Here is a 22,065-nt window from a genome sequence, read left to right as displayed (position 1 = left end):
ATCGCGGATTGCTGCTGTCATGAGAACGGCGCAGAACATACAGCGCAAGCTAGGGACAGGAAACTAGACTCTGCGGGACGAGCTGCGAAAACGTGAGCTGCACCTCGTCATTGGCGGGATCGTTTTGGCGAAAGAAGCCGGCGTCGGATTGCACGAACGCTAAAGCGCTCCAATCGCCTGCTTCAACTCTCGCAGCCGCTCCTGGTTGACGCAGTAGCAGACCCGCTGCACATCCGACGACCCCTCGATCAGTCCTGCTTCCTTCAGGATCGAGACATGCTGCGAAATCGTCGACGGCGCCAGCGGCAAGACATCCGTTAGCTTCCCGAAGTAGCACTCGCCATAATCGATCAGGTGACGGAGCAGCTGGATACGTGCAGGATGCGCGAGTGCCTTGCACATGCGTGCCAGGTCATCGGCATCGATTTCCGTATCACGCATGCGAGGCGTAGTTGGAGGACAGCAGGATTTGGACATAGGTTTGTTCGTTGTTTGGCGAACGCAGAATAGGCCTCAGGAGACACTCTTGTCAAAAGCTTTGACGTACTGCCGCGATGGTTCAGCGGCGACCGCTCGAAGGTAGAAGGCAAGCGAAGCGACAGACATGGCGAGCAGCACGAACAGCAATACCAAAGGACCTCTGTCGTATCGCAGGATTGCTGCCGCTGCCAGCGGCCCGGCCGCCTTCGAAAGGAGCGACGGGCCTGCCATCGCACCGGAGATTGCGCCATAGTTTTCGCGGCCGAACAGCGCCTGAGGGACCGAACCACGCACGATAGTCAAGATGCCGTTACTCAACCCGTAAAGCACGCAGAAAGAAGCCGCCGCCCAAGCCTGCGAACCAAATAGTACAAGGACGAGCAAGGCTGCCGGGAGCATCGAGAACGTCAGCTTGCCGACCGTTTGCGGCGGCGTATTCCGCCCGAGCGTCATCTCTCCAATACGCCCCGCAACCTGCATTGGGCCGATCAACGTGGCCAGCATGACCGCCAGCGTCGCGGATGCGCCCAAGTGCCCGAGCAACGGGATCAGGTGGACCGACATCGCCGAGAAAATGAATGCATTGGCCGAGAATGCCAGTGCCAGCATCCAGAACGCCTGGTGCCGCAAAGCTTCCGCCAGGGTGTGGCTCCGGGGCGCACCGGCTGGATCCCTCAACTTGCTGCCGGCCGGATCGGTGCCTAGCCAGAGATGTAGCGGCACACAGATCAGAAGCTGTATGAGCCCGTACAAAAGGTAGGTGTCGCGCCAGCCTAGCATCGTATGCAATTTGGCGGTCAATGGCCAGAACACCGTGCTGGCAAAACCGCCGAACAGCGTCAAGGTCGAAATCGCTTTTCTGGAGCCAATCTCGAGCTTGCGGTTGATGGTTGCGAAAGCGGCCTCGTACAGCGTGAGTGCCATCGCAACGCCAATGAGCGTCCAGGCAAAATAATAGGATGCGACGCTGGTGCAGCGGCTGAGCCAAACCAGCCCAAGAGTACATAGCAACGAACCTGTCGCCATCACGTAGCGCCCGCCGTAGCGGTCCAGCAGGATGCCCGTTGGCGTAGAAGCCAATCCTGCAACGAGCAAGGCCCATGAAAAGGCGCCGAACACCAGTTCCGGCGCGAGCGCCAGATCACGCTCGATATCGGGGGCCACGATGGTGAAGGCATAGTAAAGCGATCCCCAGGACAGGATCTGGGTGACGGCGAGGATGCCAATGGTCTTCGATGGCCGTTGCACGCGAGGCTCCAGGTTGGCACCGCCGGCTCGCGCCGACGGCAGTTCATTCAATCAGGCGCAGCAGCTGGTCTTGGCCGGCGCACTGCAGCCGCAAGCGCCGAACGGAGACGGTGCTGGAACGCAGCAGCTCGCAGCCTGGGCCGCCGGGACTCCGCAACAGGAAACCACCGGCTCGGATGCAGCATCGTCGTAAGCCAGCCGAGTATTGCACACGCCCGTTTTCGGCAGGTCGAGCTGCACGTCGTCGGCCGCAGCCATATCGCCCACAAGAGCTGCGACCACTGAGCGCACCTGCTCGTACCCTGTCGCCATCAAGAAATTAGGTGCGCGGCCATAGCTCTTTGCGCCCACGGCGTAGTAGCCGGCTTCAGGGTGGGCCAGCTCGTTATGTCCGTGCGGACGGACGGTGCCGCAGCTGTGCTCGTTCGGATCGATCAGGGGCGCCAGCGCGTCGGTGCTCTCGAGCCACGGGTCATGGCGCACGCGCAGTTCGCGCGTCAGCGCAAGGTCGGGCCGCGCCCCGGCCGCGCAAATAATACGGTCGATCCCGTCGATCACCGGCGTGGCGCCGCTGATCGGCTCTCCGGTCACGCGGATCCGGCCGTCGACTTCTTCCAGTTGCTCGATCCGGAAGTTCTGGCGCAATTCCAGTCCACCAGAGTCACGCAGGGCCTTCAGGCGTATTCCGAGCTGGCCGCGTGCCTGCAGGCCATCGGCTTCGCCGCCGCCGAACACCCGGGTCAGGTTGCTGCCGCGGGTTGCCCAGACGATGCTGGTCTTCGGATATGCCTCGGCTAGTTGCGCGAGCGCGAGCAGGCTTCCGGCTGCGGAGTGCCCTGCTCCCACGACCAGCACTCGCCGGCCCGCAAAGCGTTCACGCGCGCTTCCAAGGACATCAGGCATGCCATAGTCGATGCGCGCCGCCAGTACCACTTCGCCAAGCGCAGGGATGCCATCGGCACCCAACGGATTCTGATGCGACCAGGTGCCGGTAGCGTCAATCACGTCACTGGCCAGGTACTGCCGAGTCCCTTCCGCCGTTTCGGTGCGGATCAGGAAGGGTGCGGCCTCGCGGCCCTTGGTCTTTACCTTGTCGAAACCGACGCGCGTGATGGCAATGACCCGCTGCCCGAGCAGCAGGTTGGCCGCAATTGCAGGCGTCGCTGCGAGCGGAGTAAGGTAAGCGTCGAGTAGTTCGCCCGCGGTCGGCAGCCCGTCGTCCGGCGGCGAAGTCCAACCGTGCTGCTGCAGGAGGCGGCGGGCCGCCTTGTCGACGTTGTATTGCCAGGGCGAGAACAGGCGCACGTGGCGGTAGGTGGCCAGGTTGGCGCCTACCTTGGGGCCAGCTTCGAGAATGAGCGGCGTTAGGCCCCGCTCGATCAGGTGCGCAGCCGCCGCAAGGCCTACAGGCCCAGCTCCAAGCACCGCCACCGGCAGTTTTTTGTTGCTATTCATTCTTGCTCTCCTCGTCTAGTCAGGCGTGCGGTGAAGGAAAAGTGTGACTGTTTACGAAGGAATTGTGTGACTACCCGACAGATGGGAAGTAAATCCGTGACTATCACTTTAATTCCTGCTCCGCAACGCCGTCTACTCGACCCGGTGAACGACTTGGCTTCTCCAGCCCGCGCCCCTGGCATGTTCTCAATGGTGAGCTTTATTGATAGTCGGGTGCGATGTCGATCGGTAGCTCGATGAAGCAAATGCGTGACTACCCCTAGGTCGCGCTCGCGACGTTAGCAGGCGTCGATCCGCTACCGTTCCTTGGCCGAAATTCGTCCTAAAAATCCCTCAGATCTCCCACCAAACCCGTCGGTTCTATTGGTTTACTTAAGGCAGGCTAAGTAAACTAGAGCTATCCCATCGGTACTGTTATACTCGTATTTGTACCGATCACTTTTACGTTTTTTCGTGACGCGTGACGGATCCCTGCGTGCCGCGAAGCGCCGCGGCATGGCGCAACCATCACAAGAACACCGCCTTGAGCCGACAACCTTTCACGCTCACCGACGACCAGGCCGCCAAGCTGCTCACTGCACTGCGCCCGATCGCCGAACGTCACCCAGTCGACACGCAGTCGAATCGTCCCTTCGTCCGCGACTTCATCCGCGCAGTCCACCAGGCCACGGGCCGCACATTCAGCCCGGCGATCTATCGGCGCCTGCTGAATGCCTACGCGCCGGAGCGCCGGCCGTCGACCACGACGTTGTCTATCGAGAAGGAATTCGTCGAGCAGGAACTGGCAAGCGCCTCGACCCCGGCCGCGCCGCCATTTCCACCGTCAGGTGGTCCGGAGCCTCTCTTCGAGCAGCGGTCGACGGGTGCCGGCAACATGGCGATCCTGGTTCGAAAAGCCGTTGAGGACGCTCTGAGCCGCCACACAGGCCTCGCCGCGGACCGCTGGTCCAGCGAACAGCAGATGGCGCAAGCGCATATTGCCGACCTAAGCGCCCGGCTCGCGGCATCCGAGCGCGCCCTGTCCGACTCGCGCGCCCAGGCTGCGCGCCTGGCGGCCGACTTGCATTTCGCGCAAGAAACCGCCGCGCGTTGCCAGGCACAGCTGGCCGCCGTTGAGCGTAGCGCGCAGGCGCAGGCCGAGGCCCACACGCTCGCCCTGAACAGGCTCGCTGTGGAATTGGACGAGATCCGGAAATTCGCTATGCGTTCCATCGATGATGTGCGCGGAGAGACCCGGGCCGAACGCGATCGTCGCATCCATGCCGAAGGTTTATTAAAGACGAACGAGAAAATGACCGAACTGTTCCGTCAGATGGCCTACCAGCGAGGCGGCGCCATTCCGGCTGAACTACGCATGGAGCGCAAATGAACGATTTGGTTGTGGCAACGCCTATAGAAGGTGTACTCGATGTCGTGGATCGGCAGTCCCACACTTTGGGGAACGTGGCCGATGACTGGCAAGCCATCGAGGTCTGGCTCAAGACGGTCAAGAGCAACAGCCGCAACCGTTCGACCGCGACGGTCGACACGTACCGGTTTCACCTGGCTAAATTGCGCTGGTTCTGCGAGTGCGTCATCGGGCGCACACCTTCCGCGTGGAGCATGCAGGACGTCGAGGCGTTCCGCGAATTCCTGGCCGATCTGCCGGAATTTGCCCTGTCCATGGGAGACGCGGGAAGCGCCGACTACACGCCTTTTCGTGTTCCACCCTCCCCCAGCAGCCAGAGTGACATCATGCGCTTTACGCGAGCCATGTTCGGAGCACTCCACGCGACCGGGTATATCAAACTCAACCCGATGGCGTTGACCAAGGCCCCGGCCTCGCGTGAGCTGAACGTGTCCCGTGCAATCAACCTGGACCTGTACGATACCGTGCTGCAGGTGATGGATGCGCAGGATCGCGAAGGTTTGAAGGACCGGCGTGGCTACCTCCGGGACCGCTTCATCCTCGTCTGCCTGCGGGAATCGGGTTTGCGCGCATCCGAACTGGTCGGCGCCAGAATGGGCGCCTTTAAACAGTTTGCCGATCCCAAGGCCAGAAAGACGTATTGGGTACTGGACGTCGTCGCCGACAATGCCAAAGGCGGCAAGGCCCGAACGGTGCCGGTGACGAAGGTGCTGATGGACGCGCTCATCATGTACAGGATGGGTTTTGGATTGCCGGCCTATCCGGCACATGGCGAGGCGACCCCGTTGTTGCTGTCGCCCCGCACCCGCAAGATGGAACTCTCCGCAGGTACGATCAGGCGCGCGGCGGACAAGCGCCTGTTCGGGGCGTGGGGCAGCGTCAGTTCCAGGCAGGGCCTGCATAAAATCGTCACCAAACGGCTCGAAGAGGCCGCGTCGTATCTTGACGACCACGGTGACTTCGAAGGCGCGTCTCGGCTGCGTGATGCGTCGTCCCACTGGCTGCGCCATACGTTTGCAACGGCAACCCTGCTCAAGGGCCAGGACATCCGAAGCGTGGCCGCCCTGCTCGGCCATAGCAGCGTGAACACGACAATGGCCTACACCGGACAGCAAACGCTCGACCTGGTGCGGGCGCTGGAAGCGGCGGAGCCTAACGCGCTCGCGGTCGTGCAGCCGGCGATATGATTCCTGGCCTCGGGTATCGCAAAGCGTGTGGCGGCTCGCTGCCGGGCACGGCGTGCCTGCCAACTTCGACAGGTGAGCCGATTGCTAGGACGACTTGCGACCAGCCAGATGTACAGCGTTGCCATAAATCCTGAGAGCGCGGTCAGGTGGGGTGAATCGCCACCACTACGCTAGATACTCCTGAGTCATAATTCTAGGCAAAAGGAGCCAACATGAGTGGAAAGCGGTACACGGAAGAATTCAAGATCGCGGCGGTCAAGCAAGTGACTGATCGTGGACACCCGGCGGCCGAGGTGGCCGAGCGTCTTGGGGTGAGCATTCATAGCATCTATGCCTGGACGAAGCACTACAGCGTCCCCGAGGATGAGCGCAAAGTACAGGACGCACAGGCCGACGAAGTAAAACGCCTGAAAGCCGAACTCAAGCGCGTTACCGAGGAGCGCGACATTTTGCGAAAGGCCGCGGCGTACTTTGCCAAGACGTCAGGGTAAGGTACGCCTTCATTCATCAGCATCAAGCGATGTTTTCGGTTCAGCGCATGTGCAAGATGCTGATGGGTATTTCGGCCCATCGTGACCGCCTATTCCGGCCGATCGTGACCGGTGATTTCGGCCGATCCTGACCAGCCATTTCGGCCGAACGTGACCGATTTCACCCCCCCACCGAAATGGGCGGTCACATTGCCGTGATGGCATCGTGACCGCCCGTTTCGGTGATCGTGACCGCGCCGCGTCGGTGTTGCGCATAGACCTTTTCACACGGGTACGCTTTTCAGTTTTCGTCTCGAAAAGCCCATGCCCACACCAAGGATTACTATGCGCAAGATCAAGGAAATACTGCGTCTGAAACTGGACGTCAAACTGTCGCACGAGCGGATCGCCCAGTCGCTGGCGATGTCAAAGGGCGTCGTTGCCAAATACGCCGGTCTGGCTGCGACGGCGGGCCTGGACTGGCCGGCCATACGCGAAATGGACGAGGCAGCACTGGAGCGGCGCCTGCTGGGCCGTCCAGAACGCCAGCCCGACTTCGCCATGCCCGACTATGGGCGCATCCACCAGGAGCTACGCCGCAAGGGCGTCACGCTGATGCTGTTGTGGGAGGAATACCAAGCCGAATACGTCGGCCAGCGGACCTGGCGCTACACGCAGTTCTGCGAGCACTACCGCAGCTTCGCAAAGACACTCAAGCGCTCGATGCGGCACCAGCACCGCGCCGGCGAAAAGCTCTTCATCGACTTTGCCGGTCCGACCTTGCCGCTTGCGGACGGCGGCCATGCCCACTTCTTCGTGGCGGCGCTGGGGGCGTCGAGCTACACCTATGCCTGTGCCACCCCGCGCGAAACCATGGCCGACTGGCTCGATGCCACCGCCCTGGCACTGGAGTTCTATGGCGGCAGCCCATGTCTGATCGTGCCCGACAATCCAAGGGCGCTGATCGCCGACGCCAACCGGTACGCGCCGCGCGCCAACGACACCGTGCTCGATTTCGCGCGCTATTACGGCACCTCGTTTCTGCCGGCGCGTGCTTATCACCCACAAGACAAGCCGAAGGTCGAATCGGCGGTGCAGGTGGTCGAGCGCTGGATCATGGCGCGGCTGCGCCACCAGCGTTTCGCCGACATCCATGAAGTAAATCTGGCCATCGTCCCGCTGCTCAAGCAGCTAAACGAGCGCCCCTTCCAGAAGCTGCCGGGCAGCCGGGCCAGCGCCTTCGCGGCGCTGGACGCGCCGGCGCTCCAGGCACTGCCAGCGCAACGCTACGAGATTGCCACTTTTAAGACCGTCAAGGTACACATCGATTACCACGTCGAGGTGGAAAAGCACCGCTACAGCGTGCCGCACGCGCTGGTGGGCCAAGCGCTGGAAGCGCGCATTACACAAAGCGCGGTGGAGCTGCTGCATCGGGGACAGCGTATCGCCTGCCATGCCCGCAACAGCCGCGTCGGCGGCTTCAGTACCGTTGCCGAACACATGCCGGCGGCGCACCGCGCCCACATGGAATGGACGCCGCAACGCCTGATCGACTGGGGCGGCGCGATCGGCCCCGCTGTCGCGGTGTGCGTGACCCGGCTGCTGGAGGAAAACAAGCACCCGGAGCACGGCTACCGCGCCTGCCTCGGCCTGCTCCAGCTGGCCAAGCGCTACGGCAAGCCCCGCCTGGAGGCAGCCTGCGCGCTGGCGTTGCAGATCGGTGCCTGCCAGTACCGCCACGTCAACGACATCCTCGTCAACAACAGGGACAGGATGGCGCGCCCCAACAGCGAAGAATGGATCAGCCCTGACCACGCGCATGTGCGCGGCCCCCGCTACTACCAATAAGGAGCACGGCATGATGATGCACACGACCCTGACGCAACTGCGCAGCCTCAAGCTCGATGGCCTGGCGGCCGCGCTGGAGGAGCAACTAGGCATGGCCGGCATGGGCGCCATGAGTTTCGAGGAAAGGCTGGCCTTGCTGGTAGACCGCGAAGTCCACTGGCGCAGCGACCGAAAGCTGCAACGTTTGCTCAAACAGGCCCGCCTCAAGTTTGGGCAGGCGGCGATCGAGGACGTCGACCACCGCCCCACTCGCGGTCTGGACCGGCGTGCCGTGATGAGCCTGGCCCTGGGGGATTGGGTAACGGCAGGCCACAGTGTGCTGATCACCGGTCCTACTGGCGCCGGCAAATCCTGGCTGGCCTGCGCGCTGGCCCAGCACGCTTGCCGACGCGGCCACACGGTGCTCTACCAGCGCGTGCCACGCCTACAGGAAGAACTGCGCATCCGGCACGGCAGCGGCGCCTTCGGCAAGTGGCTGCTGCAGCTGGCCAAGACGGACGTGCTACTGCTCGACGATTGGGGCATGGGCGCCATCGACAGCGCCACACGCTCGGACCTGCTGGAGATCATCGACGACCGCGCCGGCAGCAAGGCCACCATCATTACAGCCCAGCTTCCCATCGAGCACTGGCATGCCTGGATCGGCGATGCCACCATTGCCGACGCGATTCTCGACCGCATCATGCAGCATCACCACCGTTTCACGCTGACTGGCGAATCGATCCGCCAGGCCGGACGCCGTCCTGCAACGGGAAAGGAAAGTCAGAAGTAGCGCATCGTCCGTTACGCAGGAACGATCGAACATCGATACTGCGTAACGCCACTGGCAGGGACACTCGTGGCCGATCTCGGCCGGTCCGCCAAGCTTAGCAGGGTGCCCGGCTGAAAAATTCACGGACTGTCACGACAGGCAGCTACCGACCCAAAGCAGACGTTTAAGGATCTTGGCTAGCCCAACGCTGAGGGGCATTAAATGACCTGTGATGGGTGCCGAGTTGGCGGTTGAAGAAATTGATGAAACTCGCATGCATTCCGCGCGGAACGCCTTCTTGTTGAAGCCGTCGCGTCTCCGCCTAGGCTTGCGAACTGATTAGCCCACAGGGCACTTGAAAGGAAATACGGTGCGCGAGAGACAGAATGGTACTCGGCGTGCTACATGGAGCGTTCACGCACTGTCTTAGGATTGACAACCCAGCCATATCTGCCTATCCCCATATATGACGCGATACATCTGCAGTAGCGTTGCCGTGTTAGCGGCGGGTAGACGCCGATCTTTGTTCGAAGACGCTGCATCCAAGAGTGCCAGGCAAGAGGAAGGCAACTGGCTGAGCGCCGGCGGAAAATTACAGCGGCGGCACCATGCCGTTCAGGTACTTCTGCCCAGTCAGTTCGATACCGCGGCGCAGTTCTGCACAGAAGGCACGGAAAACGCGGCGGATAGCACTTTCCGAGCTGGCACGCGCAGACGTGGTAGCAGTAGTGGTAGCGGCAATTTTCATGTAAAGCTCCTTTAAATTCATTAGCGTTCGGCAATGAATGAAGCTTACGCCCGCGCAAGATATAAATCCAATTTTGATTTTGAATCCCCGCGATAAACAAAATGGATTTCTTAAGAAGCTTGCTATAACGCAGGGTATAGGCCGGTATCACGAGGCCGTATGTCTAAAGGGAGCTATATCTGGCGTGGCGGATTGGACAAAAAAAACGGCGCATCTCGCGCCGTTTTGTAAGCTTACAGTTGCTCGGGTACTACGAATCAAGGTCCCCGCAGCCGTTTGACAAAGTCATCGTGCTGCCAGCGTCTGCGCTTCAGCCTTCCCTCTCTGCGAGCGGGCCAGCAGCAGTGTCGTCACTGCCGATATCACCAGCAAGCCCGCCACAAAGTAGAGCCCCCCTTCAAAGCTGCCTGTCTTATCCTTGATCCAGCCGATCATGGCCGGGCCGACAAAGCCGCCGAGGTTGCCCAGCGAATTGATCGTGGCAATGCCGGTTGCTGCTGCCGCCCCGCTCAGGAACGTCGTCGGCATGCTCCAAAGCGGCGGCTTGGCGCAACTAATGCCCACGTTGACAATCGTCAGCGCGACAATCAGTCCGACCATGCCTTGGGCACCGGCTGCGATTGCCAGTCCCGCCGCGGCTGTCAAACATGCCAGAATGACGTGCCAAGTACGCTCGCCAGTTCGGTCCGAATGTCGCGACCACAAGACCATGGCAACGACTGAAATGGCTGGGGGAATGGCGTTCAAGAAACCAACCGCCATCGAAGAGACCCCGAGTTGCTTGATGATTTGGGGCGCCCAGATACCAAGTGTGTAAAGTCCCGCAGACGTGCCGAAATAAATTAGAGAAAGTGCAAGCACTTGTGGATTAAACATTCCCTTCAAGACGCTGTGGCTTGCACCAGCCGTTTTCTTGGCTGCGTCGGCTTTCATGGCACTGACCAACCAGGTTTTCTCATCCTCTTTCAGCCATTTCGCCTGTTCCGGGCGGTCTGTCATATAGAAAAAGACGACGACGCCCAAAATCACTGCTGGAATGGCCTCAAGAATGAACATCCACTGCCAGCCTGCCAGGCCCATGACACCGTCCAGTTGCAGCAAACCTGCCGAGACGGGCGAACCGAGCGCCGTGGAGATCGGCGCCGCTGCCATGAAAAATGCCGTGACGCCGGCGCGCCTGCTGGATGGAAACCAATAGCTAAGATAAAGGATAATGCCGGGGAAGAAACCTGCCTCCGCAGCGCCCAACAGGAAGCGCATGACATAGAAGCTGGTTGGTCCCGTGACGAACGCCATGCCAGCGGAAATGATTCCCCAAGTGACCATCACACGCGTGATCCAGATACGTGCGCCAACCTTGTGCAAGATGATATTCGAAGGCACTTCGAACAGAAAATAACCCCAAAAGAAGATGCCAGCGCCGAAACCTAGTATCGATGCTGTAAATCCTAACTCGGTTTTCATGGACAGCGCGGCGAAGCCGATATTCACCCTGTCGATATACGCAATGAAGTACAACAGCATGATGAACGGCACGATGCGCCAGGTAATCCTGCGGATTGTCCGCTTTTCGATATCCAGTTCCATTTTTGTCTCCGTTATTGATGATTTGCATAGCAAGCCAATCCGCATGTTCGGATTGGGCGACCCATCTCATGTGATCAGAACGTGTGCCTGACACCCAGGTTGGAAGCGCGATTCCCAGTACCTGCTTCCGTGTTGTTCGCAACCGTATAGCCGGCACCATTCTTGTTGCTGATCGCGCCATAGACGGCGTACAGGTTCGTACGTTTCGACAGCGGATAGAGGTAACCCAGGCCCCACGAGTGGGCATCCTGGTTGAAGCTGGTCTTGTCATCTTTGCGCATGACGGATGCAAGCACGGTTCCGGTTCCGAGCTGCGCCGACAAACCCACGAGGATCTCATTGCCATCGGTCGATGCTGTCGGCTTCACCCCGCCGAACGGTGTGCCGCTATTGCCGAGCGGCGCGCTGTTGAAGCCCTTGTCGATGCCGTACGCGAAGTACGCTTTCAAGACTTTGAAATCGTAATTTGCCGCCAGCAGGATATTGGTACCGATGCTTCGACTGACTGCGGTAACCCCTGTTGCCGCAGCCACGTCCGAGTTCTTGTTGTTGTAGGCGAGACGCAGGTTCAAAGGCCCCGCCGCATAGCCCAGCGAGGCGCCGAACTGACGGCCAGCTGAATTGCTTCCTGGCTGCTCACCAGCGCTGTAAGCGACGTCGGCACTGAAGCCCGCCATCGCCGGGGCGGCATAGATCACGGTATTACTCGCACGGACGTTAGTGCCGAAGTCCGGGAACAGGTTCTTTGCGCCGCCGGCGAAACCGGTGCCGAACGGGTCCGCGACCTGCGCGAGTGCGTTGTGCCAAGGCGTGTACTGGCGGCCCAGGGTCAGCGTGCCTGCCCGACTTTTCAAACCAACAAATGCCTGTCGGTTGAAAATGGTTCCGGCTGCGTCGACCTCACCCGTGTCAATCCGATAGCCAGTCTCAAGCGTGAACAAGGCCGACATGCCGGAGCCCAGGTCTTCGGTGCCGCGAAACCCGATGCGCGACGCCGAACCGACGCCACTGGTCAGTTTGTTGACGCTGGCGACACCGCCGCTCTCATGCACGAAGCCGGCGTCGGCAATGCCATAGATGTTGACCGCGGTCTGCGCCAGGGCAGCGTTGGTGCACAGGGCAAGGATGGCGGAACCGGCTAAACGTTTTTTCATGTCTCCTCCGTATCGGGGCTATGCCCACTTTGTTATGAACCGTGTGTGTTGAAACTACGGTTTGTTACTTCAGGTTGTAGAACGCGTCGCGGCCCGGGTAGCTGGCGGTGTCGCCCAGGTCTTCCTCGATCCGCAGCAGCTGGTTGTACTTGGCCATGCGGTCCGAACGCGACAGCGAGCCAGTCTTGATCTGCAGGGCGTTGGTACCGACCGCGATGTCGGCGATGGTCGAGTCTTCGGTTTCGCCCGAACGGTGCGAGATCACGGCGGTGTAGCCGGCGCGCTTGGCCATTTCGATGGCGGCGAAGGTTTCGGTCAGGGTGCCGATCTGGTTGATCTTGATGAGGATCGAGTTGGCGATGCCCTTCTGGATGCCCTCTTTCAGGATCTTGGTGTTGGTGACGTACAGGTCGTCGCCCACCAGCTGCACGCGCTTGCCCAGAGCGTCGGTCAGGATCTTCCAGCCGTCCCAGTCGCCTTCTGCCATGGCGTCCTCGATCGAGATGATCGGGTACTTGTCGCACCAGGTGGCCAGCATGTTGGTGAAGTCCTGGGCCGTCAGCTGCAGGCCGCCTTCGCCTTCCAGCACGTACTTGCCGTCCTTGTAGAACTCGCTGGCGGCGCAGTCCAGGCCGATCGCGATCTGGGTGCCCGCTTCGTAGCCGGCCTGCTCGATCGCCTGCATGATCAGCTTGATGGCTTCTTCATGGTTGGCGACCGACGGGGCGAAACCGCCTTCGTCGCCGACGGCCGTGTTCAGGCCCTTCGAGTGCAGGATTTTTTTGAGGGTGTGGAACACCTCGGCGCCGTAGCGGACCGCTTCCTTGAAGGACGGTGCGCCGATCGGGATGATCATGAATTCCTGGATGTCCAGGTTGTTGTCGGCGTGCGCGCCGCCGTTGATGACGTTCATCATCGGCACCGGCATCTGCATCGCGCCCGAACCGCCGAAGTAGCGGTACAGCGGCAGGCCGGCTTCTTCGGCGGCGGCCTTGGCCACGGCCATGGAGACGGCCAGCATCGCGTTCGCGCCCAGGCGGCTCTTGTTCTCGGTGCCGTCCAGGTCGATCAGGGTGCGGTCCAGGAATGCCTGTTCGTTGGCGTCCAGGCCCATGATGGCTTCGCTGATCTCGGTGTTGATATTCTCGCAGGCCTGCAGCACGCCCTTGCCGAAATAACGCTTCGGATCGCCGTCGCGCAGTTCGATCGCTTCGCGCGAACCGGTCGAGGCGCCCGAGGGCACGGCGGCGCGGCCCATCACGCCAGATTCCAGCAGAACATCGCACTCGACGGTCGGATTGCCGCGCGAGTCGATGATTTCGCGGCCGATGACATCCACAATGGTGCTCATTGCTGTTTCCTTTCGTCGCCAGACTCGTGATCGATCTGAGCAATCCGTAACAGGTTGGTAGTGCCGGCGGTACCGAACGGCATACCCGCCGCGATAACGATGGTCTGCCCAGGATTTGCCAGCCCTTCTCGCTTGGCCGTGGCACAGGCGAAATCCGTCATTTCGGAAACACCGGCAACGTCATGCGTCAGGACAGCGTGCACGCCCCATACCAGAGCCAGGCCACGGGCTGTGGCGAGCTTCGGGGTCATGCCGATGATGGGCGCCTGCGGGCGCTCGCGCGCCATCCTCAGGGCAGAGTGACCGGAACTGGTGTAGGCAACGGTCGCAGCAACGTCGAGCAAATCGGCCACGGTACGCATTGCGAGGCCAATGGCATCCGCGATCTCAGCCTGGGCCGGACTCTGATGCGCTGTCATGCTTTCGGTATAGAACGGGTCGGATTCAGTCTGAACGATGATGTTGTTCATCATCGTGACCGCTTCCACGGGATATTTGCCGGAAGCGGATTCAGCCGACAACATGACGGCATCCACCCCGTCATAGATTGCCGTCGCGACGTCCGACGCTTCCGCTCGTGTCGGCACAGGGGTTGTCACCATCGATTCGAGCATCTGCGTTGCAACGATGACCGGCTTGCCAAGGCGGCGACACACGCGCACGATCCGCTTCTGGATAGCAGGCACCTGTTCAGCCGGCATCTCTACCCCAAGGTCGCCGCGTGCAACCATGATCGCGTCGGCTGCACGAATAATGGGCTCGAGCTGGTCGATTGCCGCAGGCTTTTCGAGCTTGGCGATGATCCTGGCGCGTCCCTGGACGATTTCCTGGATCTCAAGGATATCTTCGACCCGCTGCACGAAGGACAGTGCAATCCAGTCGATTCCGAGGCTCAGGCCAAACGCCAGGTCCTTCCGGTCTTTTTCGGTCAGCGCCGACAAGGGCAGGACGACACCCGGTACATTGACGCCTTTTCGATCGGACAGTGTCCCACCATTGATGACGGTCGTTTCTGCGGATTCGGCGGAGAATTTCTCGACCTTCAGTTCGATACGGCCATCGTCCAGCAGCAAGCGCGTATCGGGTTCCAGTGCGGCGAAGATTTCAGGATGCGGCAGCGCGACGCGGGTCTGGTCGCCCGGCTGCCCAGCGTTCAGGTCGAGCCGGAATGATGCGCCGGCCTCCAGCACGACTGAGCCGTTGGCGAAGGTGCCGATGCGTAGCTTCGGCCCCTGCAGGTCAATCAGGACACCAACTGGGCGGCCGAGCGACTGTTCGAGCGCGCGCAGCGTGTCGAGACGCTTCTTGTGATCCTCGTGGCTGCCGTGGCTGAAATTCAGACGGAACACATCGGCGCCGGCACGAAACATGGATTCGATGGTGGCGCTGTCCGTACTGGCTGGCCCGAGCGTGGCGACTATTTTTGCTTTACGACTACGATGCATGACTATTCCTTTTGGCGGAATCGGTAATAAGGATTGCGCGGAAGTCGTTGACGTTGGTGAGCGTGGGTCCGGTCACGACGGAGTCGCCCATCGCTTGGAAAAAGCCGTGCCCGTCATTCCGGTCGAGGCTGTGCATCGGCGGCATCTTCTTGTCAAAAGCGCGGGCGAGGCTATCAGGCGAGAAATATGCGCCGGCAATCTCTTCCTGACCGTCGACCCCATCGGTATCGCCGGCAAGTCCATAGACACCGGGCTCACCGCGCAAGGCAATGGCGGCTGCAAGGAGGAACTCGACATTGCGCCCGCCGCGTCCATCGCCTCGCACCGTCACCGTTGTTTCGCCGCCGGACAGCAGCACGCAGGGAGTAGCGAACGGCTGTCCACGCCTGGCAACCTGAAGCGCGATACCCGCCATCACTTTGCCAACGTCGCGCGCTTCGCCTTCCAGGCTGTCGCCCAGGATGTAGGTGGCAACGCCTGCTTGCTCGGCGACACGCGCAGCAGCTTCAAGCGCCATCTGCGGCGTGGCAATCATCCGTACTTCATGGCCAGCCAACCGGGGGTCACCCGGCTTGATCGACTCCCCGGCCCCGCTTTCGAGCACCTGCCTGACGTTTAGCGGCAATTCGATGCCATAGCGACGCACGATCTCGAGCGCGTCGGCACAGGTACTGGGGTCGGCGACGGTCGGGCCGGAAGCGATGTCGAAAGGCTCGTCGCCCGGCACATCCGAAATGAGCAGCGTGACGACCTTCGCCGGGTGGCAGGCAGCAGCAAGCCGCCCACCCTTGATCGCTGACAGGTGGCGCCGCACGCAGTTCATCTCGCTGATGCTGGCACCGGATGTCAATAACGCCCGGCTGACCGCCTGCTTATCCTCGAGCGTGATGCCTTCCAACGGGAGCGGAAGCAGCGATGATCCGCCACCCGAGATCAGGCACAACACCGTATCGTCAACGCTTAAGCCACTCACGAGGTCGAGCATCCGTGCCGCAGCCTGCTGTCCGGCGGCGTCTGGAACCGGGTGCGCCGCCTCGACGATCTCGATACGATCGCAGGCGACCGCATAGCCGTAACGCGTGACCACCAGTCCCTCCAGCTTGCCGGGCCAGTGCTGCTCTACGGCCCGTGCCATCGCGGCCGATGCTTTTCCCGCACCGATTACCACAAGCCGGCCCCGGGGCGCGGCTGGCAGGTGCGGCGGGATGCACTTGTCCGGCTGTGCCGCAGCAACCGCGGCATCGAAGAGCGCTTCCAGCAATTCCCGCTCACGCCCGCTGACCAGGTCCATGTTTTTCATATTCCGGCTCAGGCCGCTACACGCTCTTGCTTGCCGAGGAAATCGCATACCGCCTTCGTCACCTCCGCAGTGGTCGCCTGGCCGCCGAGATCGCGGGTGTGCAGGGCTGGCGTCGCCGTCACGCTTTCGATGGCGCGCATCACCTGGTTGGCAGCTTCCTGTTCGCCCAGGTGCTCCAGCAGCATCACGACCGACCAGAAGGTACCGATCGGATTGGCCAGGCCCTTGCCCATGATGTCAAAGGCCGAACCGTGAATCGGCTCAAACATCGACGGATAGCGGCGTTCCGGATCGATGTTGCCGGTCGGGGCAATACCGAGGCTGCCGGCAAGCGCTGCCGCCAGGTCGCTCAGGATGTCCGCGTGCAGGTTGGTGGCGACGATGGTGTCGAGGGTCGCCGGGCGGTTCACCATGCGCGCGGTGGCGGCGTCGACTAGTTCCTTGTCCCACTTCACGTCCGGGAATTCCTTCGATACCTGCAGCGCGATCTCATCCCACATCACCATGGCATGGCGTTGAGCATTGCTCTTGGTGATGACGGTCAGGAGCTTGCGCGGACGGGACTGGGCCAGTTTGAACGCGAAGCGCAGGATGCGCTCGACGCCGACCCGCGTCATCATGCTGACGTCGGTTGCGGCTTCGATTGGGTGGCCCTGGTGCACGCGGCCGCCCACGCCGGAGTATTCGCCTTCCGAGTTTTCGCGGACGATGACCCAGTTCAGGTCTTCCGGAGCGCAGCGCTTCAGCGGACCGTCGATGCCGGGGAGGATGCGGGTCGGGCGTACGTTGGCGTACTGGTCGAAACCCTGGCAAATTTTCAGACGCAGGCCCCACAGGGTGATGTGATCGGCAATATCTGGATCACCGGCGGAACCAAACAAGATGGCATCCTTGTTGCGCAGGGCGTCGAGGCCGTCGGCCGGCATCATCACACCGTTGGCGCGGTAGTAATCGCCACCCCAGTCAAAGTCCTCGAACGAGAACTTGAAAGTGTTGCTGGCTGCGCCCAGCGCTTCCAGGACCTGGCGGCCCGCCGGGACCACTTCCTTGCCAATGCCGTCACCGGGAATCGTTGCGATCTGATAGGTTTTCATTGCTGCTGTCTCCTGTCTGTTGAAAGTGCACTGCGTGGCATGTGCGTTGAATGCCACTGTATGCGCTGGACGAAGGTTAATATGATGGCTAGACTTAAACCGTCTTTAACTTTGGATTAACAATCACGATGAGTACGGGAATTCAGCCTGCGGAGCTCGGCTTTTTTGTTTCGTTGGCAACCTGCGGTAACCTGAGCAGTGCTGCACGCGAACTTGGGATTAGCACTGCGGCTGTGAGCAAGCGTCTGTCCCAAATGGAAGCCCGGCTCGGGATGCCATTGGTGAACCGCACCACGCGCCGGATGAGCCTCACGCCGGACGGAGAAACGCTGTTCGAGCACGCTCGGCGGATCCTTGGAGAAATCGCTGATCTGGACCAGTTGCTAAGCGCGTCGAAGGGTCAGCCGAAAGGCCAGTTACGGGTCAACGCCACGCTTGGCTTTGGCCGCCTGCATGTCGCTCCGGCAATCTCAAAATATGTTCTTCGCTATCCGGAGGTCGATGTGCAGTTGCAGTTGTCGGTCAATCCGCCTGCGCTTACAGACGACCAGTTTGATGTATGTATCCGCTTTGGAGAGCCTGGGGACACCCGCGTCATCGCGAAGAAGCTTGCGAGTAATCGCCGGGTGTTATGCGCTTCGCCTAAATACCTTGAAGCGCGCGGCGCGCCGGTACAGCCGTCCGACCTCGTGCGCCATAACTGCATTTGCATCCGCCAGGGCGACGAAGCTTACGGCACATGGCGATTGCACCGGGATCGAGATAACGGCGGCCGTGGAGAATCTGTCAAAGTGCGCGGGAACCTGACGACGAATGATGGCGAGATCGCGGTCAACTGGGCACTCGACGGTCACGGCATCCTGATGCGGGCGGAGTGGGATATCGAGCGCTACCTGGACAGCGGACGACTCGTCCAGGTATTACCGCAGTACCGCACGCCGGATGCCGACATCTATGCAATCTACCCCCAGCATCAGCATCAATCAGCGCGTATCCGTACCTTTGTCGCCTTTTTGTCTCAGGCGTTTGAGCGCTTCGAACTGCATCGCAATAAGGTTGCAAAATAAGCTGAGTGCATAGGACTGTACTATCTGCGTAGTACTTCAAAATCTCCCCAAACATCATGCTTTGAAGAAGTGCCTACTTCATCAGCAAGCCTTCTCTAGCTAATCGTTGCTTGTTATACCTGCTCGGCAGGCACATGAGCTTTCCAGCAGTTCTGCCGGTAGGGTGAGGTAAACTAATTAATTGAGTTGAGCAGTATGGCTGCAGGTCCGCTTCTGGCCGGAAGCGGAAGTTTTGTGACCGCTAGTCTACCGCACCTAGTTGCTCGGATGGAAATTCTTGGGTGTTGCTTGGTGGGCCCGCGAAGGTCCGCAGCCGACCCATTGCAGACACTCATACGGTCCGGCGCTTGCGTGCCCTTTGAACGGCATCCAGTGCCTGATAGAAGGATGGCATTGCGGTCGGGTTCATTGGTCCCGAATCGATGTCACTTCTTGCAATCGCTAGTACTTCCCGCTCCGCTGACGCCTGTTCGCTAAGACTACTTGCGTGTTCTAGACGTGCTGCAAGCCGTTCGAGCCAGCTTTTCTCAAAGTAGCTCGCCTCCGGGCTGGTCTGTTGAAACTGCCGCATTTCCATCGATGCCTGTTGCAGCATGAAGCTGTAAGGATTCATTGTTCTCCAACGCGTCTATGTCCGCTTTGGCCGAACTCGGCCGTTCGATCGAGGATAGCAGGTTGCTCAGCTGGAAAATTCACGGAATGTCACGAGCGGCCGCATCCGACCCTTGGGTGCCATGCGTCCCAACAGATTACGTCTATGACATTGCTTACAAGAAGCCGCTTTAAAGCTTGGCTCGGTGGGCCGGCATCATGCGAAGCAAGGTGCCGTCGCGGCGAAGCAGGTGGTGATAGAGCGTGGCGAGGATGTGCAGCCCGATAAGCCACAGCAGCACCCACATTGCCGTTCCGTGGATGTCGCCGGCCTGGTTCGCCCATCGGGTGCCCGGTGCGGCTAGCGTCGGCAGCGGCAGGCCGAACAAGCTGACCGCCAGACTGTGCGCCGAGGCAGAGGCCCAACCCAGCATGGGCGAGATGATCAGGATCACGTAGATCAGCCAGTGCGTAGCCTTTGCGAGCAGTCGCTCCCACGGTGCGGCATCACCAACTTCCAGTGCGACCGGATGCAGCACGCGGCGGCCCAGGCGTACTATCATTACTATCATGATCAGCACTCCCACAGAAAAATGCAGACTGATGATATCGCTGGGCGCCGTCTTGCGGCCGATGTGAGGGAGCAAGAACGCGGTGGTGTACTGGACGATAATTAGGGCCGCAACTAGCCAATGCAGGGCTTTAGCGAGTGGCGTGTAGCGCGTGGAAGGCTGGGTCATGGGGGATTATCTAACATTTTCGAAATCTCAAAATAGCATAATGTCATGCTTTCCTGCGCGCACCCGTGATTCAAGACTTGTTATCTGACTGTGCCAGCCGGCAGCTTACAGAAATCACTCGATGCGGCGAACGAAAGGTCGGGTTTTCCACGATGCCCCCATCAGTGGCAGCGCGGTATCAAATGCCGACATTGAATAGGCTGCCGATGGCAATGGTGGAACCCATTGCGAGGGCGCTCCAGCAAGTGACGCGGATCGCCGCAGGCAAAGCTGGCGCACCACCGGTCTTCGCCGCCAACGCTCCTAGCAGAGCTAGTCCGACAAGAGTCGCTAAAACAAGTACCGCGACCAATAAACTCGCTGGCGTGAGCGCTGTGATGGCTAAAGGCATCGCAGCGCCGACGGCGAAACTCAGCGCCGATGCCATGGCGGCCTGCAGTGGACGCGCTTGCGTGGCTTCGTGAATGCCAAGTTCATCGCGAGCATGGGTTCCAAGCGCGTCGTGCGCCATTAGCTGCGTAGCCACCTGTCGCGCAAGATCCCTGTCCAGCCCGCGCTGCATGTAGATGCTGGCCAGTTCGCGATGCTCAGCGTCCTCATCGCGTGCAAGCTCTGCAGCTTCCTGCTTGATCGCTGCTTTTTCCGTATCAGCTTGGGACGCGACCGAAACATATTCGCCGGTCGCCATTGACATGCTCCCAGCAACCAGACTAGCGAAGCCGGTCAGCAACATATTGCTGTGCGAGGCGTGTGCGGCGGCAATCCCGACCAACAGGCTGGCAGTCGAAATCATGCCATCGTTCGCCCCGAGTACAGCAGCACGCAGCCACCCGAGATGTTCCATCCGATGAGCTTCGTTGTGCCTCATGACATTCCGCCACTAATTCAAGGTTGTTTATTGTATGGCAACCAAGTGGGAGCACGACAGTTTTTTGTGGCATCCCAGCGCTCCCCTGTAGGCCGGCTTCTGGCCGTTCTCGGCCAGTCGATGTGCTTCAGTGTACGGCGTTTGTTGCTCGCTCGGCAAGCGCAGCCGGTCGACGGGACGTATTCGGCTAAATGACCACAATGAGACTCCTCAACCACGGAGTTCTCATGAATTCAACCGTCAGCAAAACAGAAACTCGCGGGCCCTGGAACAAGGGGCGTTTGGTCGGGCAGAAGCTTCCTCTGAAGCTGCGCGAAATATGGGCGATACGCATCCGCCTGCAGCTAGCCGAACACGTGCGCGACCTTGCGCTGTTCAACCTGGCGATCGACAGCAAGTTGCGCGGCTGCGACCTGGTCAGCTTACGAGTCAAAGATATCGCGCAGGGCAGAAGCATCTTCCATCGCGCGATTGTCATGCAGCGCAAGACAAGCCGGCCTGTTCAGTTCGAGATCACTGAACAAACCCGGCACTCAGTGCTCGCCTGGATGGACCGGCGCCAACTGGCCGGAAACGAGTATCTGTTTCCCAGCCGAGTGAGCGATTCGCCACACCTGTCGACCCGTCAATACGCACGCATCGTGACCAACTGGGTAGAGTCGATCGGGTTGGACGCGACCGCGTATGGCACACATTCAATGCGCCGAACGAAAGCGACGTTGATCTACCGCCGGACGAAAAACCTCCGAGCTGTCCAGTTGCTTCTTGGGCATACAAAGCTCGAAAGCACGGTGCGATATCTCGGGATCGAGGTCGATGATGCCCTGGAGATCGCGGAGCAGACCGAGGTCTGATCGGGTATCGACGTCCCGCTGGCGCACTTGGCGAGCCGTTACCGCAGAAAAACGCGAAACGGCACAAGGCCTTATCGCGGCCGAAAATGAGCGAAGTGTCAGCAGCATTTCGACATAGGAGCGTTACGCAGTAGCGATACGAAAGCGGCTGACAAAGTCGAAAAAAGGTCGCATCATCGTGACCGCATGCACTAGAATTCCGGGGCGCAACACAGCGCGCTGCGCAGTGGTCACGATGCGCCGAAATGGCCGGTCACGATCGCCGAAATACGCAGCTGAAACTTCATCCCAGCGGTTACTACGCCTGGCGCGTTAATCCCGAAAGCTTACGTGCACAGGAAGATCGGCGCCTGCTCGGGCACATCAAGCAGTCGTGGCCGGAAAGCGGTGCGGTGTACGGGTATCGCAAGATCTTCGAC

Annotated in this window: 19 protein-coding genes and 2 pseudogenes; 8 read left to right on the top strand and 13 right to left on the bottom strand. The window is 60.5% G+C overall.

Annotated features, from left to right (window positions below; genetic code table 11):
* Positions 1 to 159 precede the first annotated feature (159 nt).
* The 3 genes from NX782_RS21865 to NX782_RS21855 form a co-directional block, all read right to left on the bottom strand.
* A complete protein-coding gene (locus tag NX782_RS21865; protein ID WP_083684453.1) occupies positions 160 to 441 on the bottom strand; it encodes an ArsR/SmtB family transcription factor in 282 nt (93 codons plus the stop codon).
* 72 nt (positions 442 to 513) lie between these two features.
* Positions 514 to 1,728 (bottom strand): MFS transporter, encoded by a 1,215-nt coding sequence (locus NX782_RS21860; RefSeq protein WP_075791087.1) that lies wholly within the window; start codon positions 1,726 to 1,728, stop codon positions 514 to 516.
* Between the two features lie 51 nt (positions 1,729 to 1,779).
* Positions 1,780 to 3,183 (bottom strand): FAD-dependent oxidoreductase, encoded by a 1,404-nt coding sequence (locus NX782_RS21855; RefSeq protein WP_258847608.1) that lies wholly within the window; start codon positions 3,181 to 3,183, stop codon positions 1,780 to 1,782.
* A 475-nt stretch (positions 3,184 to 3,658) separates the two neighbouring features.
* Between NX782_RS21855 and NX782_RS21850 the strand changes: the two genes are divergently transcribed.
* The 5 genes and pseudogenes from NX782_RS21850 to istB all read left to right on the top strand — a co-directional run bounded on the left by NX782_RS21850 (position 3,659) and on the right by istB (position 8,868).
* Positions 3,659 to 4,552 (top strand): hypothetical protein, encoded by an 894-nt coding sequence (locus NX782_RS21850; protein ID WP_258847607.1) that lies wholly within the window; start codon positions 3,659 to 3,661, stop codon positions 4,550 to 4,552.
* Complete coding sequence (locus NX782_RS26435; protein WP_308633067.1) at positions 4,549 to 5,778, top strand: tyrosine-type recombinase/integrase; 1,230 nt, start codon at positions 4,549 to 4,551, stop codon at positions 5,776 to 5,778. The genes NX782_RS21850 and NX782_RS26435 overlap by 4 nt, the downstream gene beginning before the upstream one ends.
* A gap of 212 nt (positions 5,779 to 5,990) precedes the next feature.
* Positions 5,991 to 6,331, top strand: a pseudogene (locus NX782_RS21840) (transposase); the annotation flags it as partial.
* A 241-nt stretch (positions 6,332 to 6,572) separates the two neighbouring features.
* Complete coding sequence (gene istA / locus NX782_RS21835) at positions 6,573 to 8,096, top strand: IS21 family transposase (protein ID WP_258847606.1); 1,524 nt, start codon at positions 6,573 to 6,575, stop codon at positions 8,094 to 8,096.
* 10 nt (positions 8,097 to 8,106) lie between these two features.
* Positions 8,107 to 8,868 carry an IS21-like element helper ATPase IstB gene (gene istB / locus NX782_RS21830; RefSeq protein ID WP_258847605.1) on the top strand — a complete coding sequence of 254 codons (762 nt, stop codon included), beginning with the start codon at positions 8,107 to 8,109 and terminating at the stop codon, positions 8,866 to 8,868.
* A 571-nt stretch (positions 8,869 to 9,439) separates the two neighbouring features.
* Here istB and NX782_RS21825 read toward each other — a convergent pair.
* From NX782_RS21825 to NX782_RS21795, 7 genes are all read right to left on the bottom strand, one after another.
* Positions 9,440 to 9,595, bottom strand: a complete 156-nt coding sequence (locus NX782_RS21825; protein ID WP_258847604.1) for a hypothetical protein — start codon at positions 9,593 to 9,595, stop codon at positions 9,440 to 9,442.
* A 285-nt stretch (positions 9,596 to 9,880) separates the two neighbouring features.
* Positions 9,881 to 11,182, bottom strand: coding sequence for an MFS transporter (locus tag NX782_RS21820; RefSeq protein ID WP_258847603.1), 1,302 nt, complete (start codon positions 11,180 to 11,182; stop codon positions 9,881 to 9,883).
* A 74-nt stretch (positions 11,183 to 11,256) separates the two neighbouring features.
* Positions 11,257 to 12,336 carry a porin gene (locus tag NX782_RS21815; RefSeq protein ID WP_258847602.1) on the bottom strand — a complete coding sequence of 360 codons (1,080 nt, stop codon included), beginning with the start codon at positions 12,334 to 12,336 and terminating at the stop codon, positions 11,257 to 11,259.
* Positions 12,337 to 12,400: 64 nt separating this feature from the next.
* On the bottom strand, positions 12,401 to 13,687 hold the full coding sequence (gene eno / locus NX782_RS21810; protein WP_258847601.1) for a phosphopyruvate hydratase: 1,287 nt from the start codon (positions 13,685 to 13,687) through the stop codon (positions 12,401 to 12,403).
* A complete protein-coding gene (pyk, locus tag NX782_RS21805; protein ID WP_258847600.1) occupies positions 13,684 to 15,132 on the bottom strand; it encodes a pyruvate kinase in 1,449 nt (482 codons plus the stop codon). Before pyk ends, eno begins: the two co-directional genes overlap by 4 nt.
* Positions 15,122 to 16,432 carry a glycerate kinase type-2 family protein gene (locus tag NX782_RS21800; protein WP_258847599.1) on the bottom strand — a complete coding sequence of 437 codons (1,311 nt, stop codon included), beginning with the start codon at positions 16,430 to 16,432 and terminating at the stop codon, positions 15,122 to 15,124. The genes pyk and NX782_RS21800 overlap by 11 nt, the downstream gene beginning before the upstream one ends.
* An 8-nt stretch (positions 16,433 to 16,440) precedes the next feature.
* Complete coding sequence (locus NX782_RS21795) at positions 16,441 to 17,526, bottom strand: tartrate dehydrogenase (RefSeq protein ID WP_258847598.1); 1,086 nt, start codon at positions 17,524 to 17,526, stop codon at positions 16,441 to 16,443.
* 128 nt (positions 17,527 to 17,654) lie between these two features.
* Between NX782_RS21795 and NX782_RS21790 the strand changes: the two genes are divergently transcribed.
* The gene (locus tag NX782_RS21790; RefSeq protein ID WP_258847597.1) at positions 17,655 to 18,593 is read left to right on the top strand and encodes a LysR family transcriptional regulator; all 939 of its coding nucleotides are present in this window, start codon (positions 17,655 to 17,657) and stop codon (positions 18,591 to 18,593) included.
* Positions 18,594 to 18,924: 331 nt separating this feature from the next.
* On the opposite strand, the gene NX782_RS21785 is transcribed toward NX782_RS21790, so the two are convergent.
* From NX782_RS21785 to NX782_RS21775, 3 genes are all read right to left on the bottom strand, one after another.
* Positions 18,925 to 19,206 (bottom strand): hypothetical protein, encoded by a 282-nt coding sequence (locus NX782_RS21785; RefSeq protein ID WP_258847595.1) that lies wholly within the window; start codon positions 19,204 to 19,206, stop codon positions 18,925 to 18,927.
* Positions 19,207 to 19,375: 169 nt separating this feature from the next.
* Positions 19,376 to 19,924 carry a cytochrome b gene (locus tag NX782_RS21780; protein ID WP_258847594.1) on the bottom strand — a complete coding sequence of 183 codons (549 nt, stop codon included), beginning with the start codon at positions 19,922 to 19,924 and terminating at the stop codon, positions 19,376 to 19,378.
* 178 nt (positions 19,925 to 20,102) lie between these two features.
* Entirely contained in the window at positions 20,103 to 20,792 is a 690-nt protein-coding gene (locus NX782_RS21775; RefSeq protein ID WP_258847593.1) for a VIT1/CCC1 transporter family protein, read from the bottom strand.
* 227 nt (positions 20,793 to 21,019) lie between these two features.
* Between NX782_RS21775 and NX782_RS21770 the strand changes: the two genes are divergently transcribed.
* Positions 21,020 to 21,646 carry a tyrosine-type recombinase/integrase gene (locus tag NX782_RS21770; RefSeq protein ID WP_258847592.1) on the top strand — a complete coding sequence of 209 codons (627 nt, stop codon included), beginning with the start codon at positions 21,020 to 21,022 and terminating at the stop codon, positions 21,644 to 21,646.
* A gap of 275 nt (positions 21,647 to 21,921) precedes the next feature.
* A pseudogene (locus tag NX782_RS21765) lies at positions 21,922 to 22,065 on the top strand (IS3 family transposase); the annotation flags it as partial.

Origin of the sequence: Massilia norwichensis (assembly GCF_024753245.1) — a bacterium.
Taxonomy (GTDB): domain Bacteria; phylum Pseudomonadota; class Gammaproteobacteria; order Burkholderiales; family Burkholderiaceae_D; genus Telluria; species Telluria norwichensis.
The sequence above is the reverse complement of the archived record's forward strand: the minus strand, read 5'-3'. Positions and strand labels throughout refer to the sequence as shown.

Coding starts and splice junctions, on each gene's coding strand:
- NX782_RS21865 (WP_083684453.1), bottom strand. CDS start 441: ATGCGTGATACGGAAATCGATGCCGATGACCTGGCACGCATGTGCAAG.
- NX782_RS21855 (WP_258847608.1), bottom strand. CDS start 3,183: ATGAATAGCAACAAAAAACTGCCGGTGGCGGTGCTTGGAGCTGGGCCT.
- NX782_RS26435 (WP_308633067.1), top strand. CDS start 4,549: ATGAACGATTTGGTTGTGGCAACGCCTATAGAAGGTGTACTCGATGTC.
- istA (WP_258847606.1), top strand. CDS start 6,573: ATGCCCACACCAAGGATTACTATGCGCAAGATCAAGGAAATACTGCGT.
- istB (WP_258847605.1), top strand. CDS start 8,107: ATGATGATGCACACGACCCTGACGCAACTGCGCAGCCTCAAGCTCGAT.
- NX782_RS21825 (WP_258847604.1), bottom strand. CDS start 9,595: ATGAAAATTGCCGCTACCACTACTGCTACCACGTCTGCGCGTGCCAGC.
- NX782_RS21820 (WP_258847603.1), bottom strand. CDS start 11,182: ATGGAACTGGATATCGAAAAGCGGACAATCCGCAGGATTACCTGGCGC.
- NX782_RS21815 (WP_258847602.1), bottom strand. CDS start 12,336: ATGAAAAAACGTTTAGCCGGTTCCGCCATCCTTGCCCTGTGCACCAAC.
- eno (WP_258847601.1), bottom strand. CDS start 13,687: ATGAGCACCATTGTGGATGTCATCGGCCGCGAAATCATCGACTCGCGC.
- pyk (WP_258847600.1), bottom strand. CDS start 15,132: ATGCATCGTAGTCGTAAAGCAAAAATAGTCGCCACGCTCGGGCCAGCC.
- NX782_RS21800 (WP_258847599.1), bottom strand. CDS start 16,432: ATGAAAAACATGGACCTGGTCAGCGGGCGTGAGCGGGAATTGCTGGAA.
- NX782_RS21795 (WP_258847598.1), bottom strand. CDS start 17,526: ATGAAAACCTATCAGATCGCAACGATTCCCGGTGACGGCATTGGCAAG.
- NX782_RS21790 (WP_258847597.1), top strand. CDS start 17,655: ATGAGTACGGGAATTCAGCCTGCGGAGCTCGGCTTTTTTGTTTCGTTG.
- NX782_RS21785 (WP_258847595.1), bottom strand. CDS start 19,206: ATGAATCCTTACAGCTTCATGCTGCAACAGGCATCGATGGAAATGCGG.
- NX782_RS21780 (WP_258847594.1), bottom strand. CDS start 19,924: ATGACCCAGCCTTCCACGCGCTACACGCCACTCGCTAAAGCCCTGCAT.
- NX782_RS21775 (WP_258847593.1), bottom strand. CDS start 20,792: ATGAGGCACAACGAAGCTCATCGGATGGAACATCTCGGGTGGCTGCGT.
- NX782_RS21770 (WP_258847592.1), top strand. CDS start 21,020: ATGAATTCAACCGTCAGCAAAACAGAAACTCGCGGGCCCTGGAACAAG.